General features: G+C 44.6%; 1 protein-coding gene. It reads left to right on the top strand.

What is annotated here, in order from left to right:
• Nucleotides 1-13: 13 nt before the first annotated feature.
• On the top strand, nucleotides 14-172 hold the full coding sequence (locus SB765_RS31180) for a TraY domain-containing protein (protein ID WP_410932700.1): 159 nt from the start codon (nucleotides 14-16) through the stop codon (nucleotides 170-172).
• The last annotated feature ends 86 nt before the right edge of the window (nucleotides 173-258 follow it).

Raw genomic sequence — 258 nt, 5'->3', positions numbered from 1 at the left:
AGTTTTAGTCCACCTGTCAGAGGAGACTAACCAGCTCCTGGTCGAATCATCGAAGCGTTCGGGAAGAAGTAAAACACGAGAGGCAAAAATCAGACTTGAAGACTCACTCAGATCATTTTCCGACTTGGCCGCCACCGGTCGGAGATTTGAATCTGCCACTGACTGTGAGTAGTTGTTGAGCATTTTGCCGCCCATACCTTTCGTTTAAATCTGTTTATATACCGCTACTATAAATTTACTGCATATAAGGAGGTGGAT

Origin of the sequence: Pseudomonas sp. SIMBA_067, assembly GCF_046534675.1 — a bacterium.
Lineage (GTDB): Bacteria > Pseudomonadota > Gammaproteobacteria > Pseudomonadales > Pseudomonadaceae > Aquipseudomonas > Aquipseudomonas putida.
This window is presented reverse-complemented; position numbering and strand designations above follow the sequence as displayed.